Source organism: uncultured Amaricoccus sp. (assembly GCF_937891315.1).
GTDB lineage: Bacteria > Pseudomonadota > Alphaproteobacteria > Rhodobacterales > Rhodobacteraceae > Amaricoccus.
Map to the genome: position 1 here is coordinate 1 of NZ_CALAGI010000001.1, position 4,577 is coordinate 4,577.

The 4,577-nt window shown below is 65.8% G+C and carries 7 protein-coding genes and 1 pseudogene; 7 read left to right on the forward strand and 1 reads right to left on the reverse strand.

Annotated elements, in window-relative coordinates; all coding sequences use genetic code 11:
* Positions 1-265: 265 nt before the first annotated feature.
* On the reverse strand, positions 266-859 hold the full coding sequence (locus Q0480_RS00005) for a hypothetical protein (protein WP_299129433.1): 594 nt from the start codon (positions 857-859) through the stop codon (positions 266-268).
* Positions 860-1,168: 309 nt separating this feature from the next.
* On the opposite strand from Q0480_RS00005, the gene Q0480_RS00010 reads away from it, so the two are divergent.
* The 7 genes and pseudogenes from Q0480_RS00010 to Q0480_RS00040 form a co-directional block, all read left to right on the forward strand.
* Complete coding sequence (locus Q0480_RS00010; RefSeq protein ID WP_299129435.1) at positions 1,169-1,426, forward strand: helix-turn-helix domain-containing protein; 258 nt, start codon at positions 1,169-1,171, stop codon at positions 1,424-1,426.
* A gap of 10 nt (positions 1,427-1,436) precedes the next feature.
* Entirely contained in the window at positions 1,437-1,634 is a 198-nt protein-coding gene (locus tag Q0480_RS00015) for a hypothetical protein (RefSeq protein ID WP_299129437.1), read from the forward strand.
* Positions 1,631-2,584 carry a helix-turn-helix domain-containing protein gene (locus Q0480_RS00020; protein ID WP_299129439.1) on the forward strand — a complete coding sequence of 318 codons (954 nt, stop codon included), beginning with the start codon at positions 1,631-1,633 and terminating at the stop codon, positions 2,582-2,584. The genes Q0480_RS00015 and Q0480_RS00020 overlap by 4 nt, the downstream gene beginning before the upstream one ends.
* A complete protein-coding gene (locus tag Q0480_RS00025) occupies positions 2,544-2,873 on the forward strand; it encodes a hypothetical protein (protein WP_299129441.1) in 330 nt (109 codons plus the stop codon). Before Q0480_RS00020 ends, Q0480_RS00025 begins: the two co-directional genes overlap by 41 nt.
* A complete protein-coding gene (locus tag Q0480_RS00030) occupies positions 2,870-3,400 on the forward strand; it encodes a DUF6362 family protein (protein ID WP_299129443.1) in 531 nt (176 codons plus the stop codon). The genes Q0480_RS00025 and Q0480_RS00030 overlap by 4 nt, the downstream gene beginning before the upstream one ends.
* Positions 3,401-3,644: 244 nt before the next feature.
* The gene (locus tag Q0480_RS00035; RefSeq protein WP_299129445.1) at positions 3,645-4,316 is read left to right on the forward strand and encodes a ParB/Srx family N-terminal domain-containing protein; all 672 of its coding nucleotides are present in this window, start codon (positions 3,645-3,647) and stop codon (positions 4,314-4,316) included.
* Positions 4,309-4,577, forward strand: a pseudogene (locus Q0480_RS00040) (DNA methyltransferase); the annotation flags it as partial. The gene Q0480_RS00035 and the pseudogene Q0480_RS00040, both read left to right, overlap by 8 nt.

Consider the following 4,577-nt stretch of genomic DNA (forward strand, 5'->3'; position numbering starts at 1 on the left):
AAGACACTCTTTCCCTACACGACGCTCTTCCGATCTCGTGCCTTCATATCTCACTCCCTCACGATGCCGACTGAGCGGTGCGAATCGGCGCGGAGCAACATGCTCTCGACCGGGGACCGGCGCGGAGGCGGAAACCGGCGGAAACACCGCCGCAATTCCGCCGTTTTTTTTGAGGCTGTTAGGCGGCGCGAAAAGCGGTGCTCCGCCAATGACTTGCTCAGGCGCTTCCATAGGTTGTCGCTCCGGGGCCGTCGAGCCGACGGGTTTAGCCGCCGTTCAACGCCTGCCACACTGTCTGAATCCGTCGTCGGATCGTGCTTTCATCGGGGGCTTCTCCGACCGGGGAATTCGCGATGAACCACTCCTGCATCTCGACGATCAGGTCCTTCTGGCGAGCCGGAAATCCACTAATGTGCACCCGTTTCATCAGAGCGATGTAGAACCCGTCCCAGTCGTATCTGGACGGCGCTCCGGGGCCGGAACCCCGGCCCCGCCCGACGCCATGGGCCTCCTCAAAACGATCCATCTCGGAGGCGGTGATCATGATATCAGCGGCGGCGAGGCCCACACCTTCCGCCGGTTCAGTGATGATCTTCCAGTCCTCCGTTCCAGGCCGACGGGCTTGTTTTACATAGACTTTCTTTTCCGCCTCGCCGAAGGGGCGAAAGAGCGGCCGGACGTCAATTCCCGCCACGCTCATCAGGCCGCAGCCGGCGTCTTCGCCGAACTTCACCGGCGCAAACCCAACCACCAGATCGAGGTCATTGGCGATCGCCATGTTGACGATTTGCGCCTGAGTGCATCCCCAGCGCCCCGCGACTTCGAGAATCGTGAACAAATACTGCTGTGGTAACGCCACAAGCCGGCTCCTTGCTGTGTTGCCACGATGACCCCCGAATAGAAAAAGATGCTTGGCCCCGCGGAATGCGGGGAGTGGTCTGTTGGCGATTCTGGTTCCGTGGTAATTCGCCGCTAAGTTGTAAATTCGCGCGTCGGGATCAAACGGGAATCGTCTCCGCGACGCCGCGTCAGGGTCAAGAAAAGGACCGGCGGAATTACCCGTTTGTTTCTGCCGGTTTCCGCCTCCGCGCCGGTCCCTCCCTCGTGCTTGTCTCGGCGAATCGATCGGAGCGCGTCACTTTCGAAGCGCGGTCGAGGAAGGAAGCACATGGAAAACATTACCTTGAGCGATGCCGAGCCAGAGGACGCCAACCTGCTCGTCGGCTGGGTGGACCGGGCGGAACTGGCGCGCGAGCTGACGATCTCCGTGGACACGCTCCAGCGGTGGGAGACACGCCGCGTGGGGCCGCCCTGCGTCCGCGTGGGGCGCAAGGTGCTCTATCGCAAGGACGCGGTCCGCGAGTGGCTGCGCGAGCAGGAAGCCCGCAAGACCGGCGCCCACCGCGCCGTCGCCGCGAAGCGCTGAGGAAGTTCCTATGGAACAGATCAACGCACAGGGCAGCGGGTTCTCGATCCAGGAGCTGATCGGCGAGGCCGACCGCGAACTGGCCCTGCGCCGGCAGTTCTACTGGAGCCGCGTACGGGCCGGACGGATGCGGCAGAGCGATGCCGACAAGCGCATCGCCCTGATGGAGGCCATCGTGAAGCGCCTGATCGTGACGGCCGCGGTATGAGCGTCCAGGCCATTACCTGGGCGCTGGACTTCCGTGTCCGCAGCGCCACCGAGAAGGCGATCCTGCTGGTCCTGGCGAACTACGCCAACGAGTACGGGATCAGCTGGCCGTCGCAGCCAACGCTCGCGGACCAGTCGGCCTGCACCGATCGCACCGTTCGATCGGTCCTTCAGCGGCTTGAGGGGCGCGGCGTCGTGCGGCGCGTTCCGCGTCGGCGCGGCAACGGCTCACGGCAGTCCGACATCATCCTTCTCGCGGCCTTCGTAGGGCGCAAGCCGATCCCGCCGGGGCTGATCGAGGAGGACGAGCAGGAGCCAATTTCTCAGGCGGAAGAATTTTCCGGCTGTGCTCCCAACCGGAAGCATTTTCCGGGGGGCAACCGGAAGGGATTTCCCCACCCCCCGGAAGCGGTTTCCGCCCTTGATCCTTCACTGATACTAAAAGACTCTGCTCATAACGCGGCGCCGAATTCCCATCTCGCCTGCCTCGCAGTCGCCGGTCCCGGACTCGACAAAAGGGAGCGCGGTCCGCTCGCCCTCTCCGCCCAGGAGATCGATCGCTGGCTCCGGGCGGGATGCGACCTGATCGGGGACATTCTGCCGGTCATCGCCGCGAAATCGGCCGGGCCGCGCGACCAGCCAATCCGGAGCTGGGCGTATTTCACCGCCGCGATCCTCGACGCAAAAGCCCGGCGCGAGGCGCCGCTCTCCCCAAGGGAAGAAAATCGCAATGAACAAGATCGACGACCGCGCCGTCCCGCCCAGCGTGGCCGAGCCGCTGCGCGCGGTTTCGGCGACGCCTGGGATGCGGCTATTGCGGAACTGGACGCTGAAGGCTCAACACCGGGAACAGCCGTCGCCGGAGGACCGCGCCCAGATCGTCCCGACGGCGGCGGCGCTGAATGCCGCGTTGACGCCGGCGACTCCGCAGCAGATCGCCGGCCTGATTGAGGAATTGGTCTGGCACTATCCGAACCCTGATCGGCCCGACGCCGCCCGTCGCGCCTTGGCTAAGGACTGGCTGCGCGATCTTGGGCATCTGCCGGAGGATATCCTGGAGGCGGCCTGCACGGCCTGGCGCCGAGCGCCCAACGTCTTCGCGCCGACGCCCGGCCAGCTCCTCGCCCTGGCCAACCCGATCTTCGAGACCCGCCGCTTCTGGGCGCGGCGCGCCACCGAGCTCGCCGGTTGCGCGTCACCGGCGCCCATCAGTACTCCGCCGAGAAAGGAACGCGCATGACCCTCACGCCCAGCGAGATCGAGGATCGGTTTGAGGAGGCCGCACTGACCCTGCACCGGCTGCCTGAGAAGGACAAACCGCGTGGCTACGGCTCAAGCTGGCCTCCGATCGTCCAGGAGGCCAAGGACGCGTATGGCTACACGCCGGGGCGACTGATGCGGGTGACGCCAAGCCCGGCGGCGATCACCCGCATGGAGCAATGCTTCGACTGGCTGCTGATGATCGAGCCCGAGGATGCCCGCATCGTCTGGCTGCGAGCGGAGAACGTGCGCTGGCGGCAAATCTGCATCCGCGCCGGTTGCGTGCGATCGACCGCGTGGCGACGGTGGGCGGCGGCGCTTCTGACGATTTCGCGAAAGCTGAATAGCCAAGCGAAATCAGCGGCAAAGGTGCGATCAGCCAAACCGCCCACGGAGACAACCGGGGATAGACCGCGCGAAGGCCGCGCGAACACGCAGGACAACCCGCAGGATGCGTTGAACTTCGGGCGCGACAGCTGCAACACTTCTGGGGCACAAAAGGCATAGGCTAGCGACGGGTGTGGGCGGCGACGCCTCTCCCGGGCGGCAGGCCCCCCGCCTAAGGTTCTTCCGGCGCCCCTCGCCTACGCGGGGGGCAAAGGCCCGCTAAGGCGCTAGTGTCAAAGCAAAATTCCGGGTGCGCGCCCGGTGCGCACCTTCCGGGTGCGCGGGTGCGCATCTGGCACGATGGTTGGACGGATTCTCGGGTGGAGGCGCAAGCCTCCGCCCGTTTCCAATTCAGGGGACGGACATGCAGATCGAAATGATGCCGGTCGACCGGCTGATCCCCTACATCCGCAATTCGCGGACCCATTCGGCCGATCAGGTAGCGCAGATCGCCGCCTCGATCGTGGAGTTCGGCTTCACCAATCCGCTGTTGACCGGTGAGGACGGCGTGATCATCGCCGGCCACGGGCGACTGCTGGCGGCGAAGCATCTCGGGCTCGCCGAAGTCCCGGTGATCGTCCTCGACCATCTGTCGGAGGCGCAGCACCGGGCGCTGGTGATCGCCGACAACCGCATCGCCGAGAACGCCGGCTGGGATGACGAGATGCTGCGCGCCGAGCTGGTCGCATTGCGCGAGGAAGACTTCGATCTCGATCTTCTCGGCTTCGATGACGCGGCGATCGATGACCTGCTCGCGGGTTTTGGAGATCCGATGGCGCCCCCCAGCGCGCCCCGAGAGGGGACCGAGGGCGATGCTTCTTCCGCATCGCCTGCGGTCCCTGGCAATTCCGGCGCTCTGGCCGAACGGTTCGGGGTGCCGCCGTTCTCGATCCTAGATGCCCGCAAGGGCTGGTGGCAGGATCGCAAGCGCGCCTGGCTGGACCTCGGCATTCGCTCGGAGCTCGGGCGGGGCGCGACGCCAGGCGGCGCCCGCCCGCTGGATCGCGCAAAGACCAAGGAGCCGGCGCATGGCTAAGGGTGTGGCCCGGACCTTCGGGCAGGATTTGATGCGCGGCGAGCATGTCGTCGGCGCGAAGGAAAACGGCGGCGTGCTGATGCCGTCGCACACCTCTGGCGATCCGAGCTTCTACGCCAAGAAGCGAACCACGGAGGCCGAGCTCGGCCGGGACCTGACCACCGAGGAACTCCTGGCCGATCACTACGCGGCGTCGGAGGCCGCCACCGCCTCGGGCACGTCGATCTTCGATCCGGTGTTGTGCGAGATCGCCTATCGCTG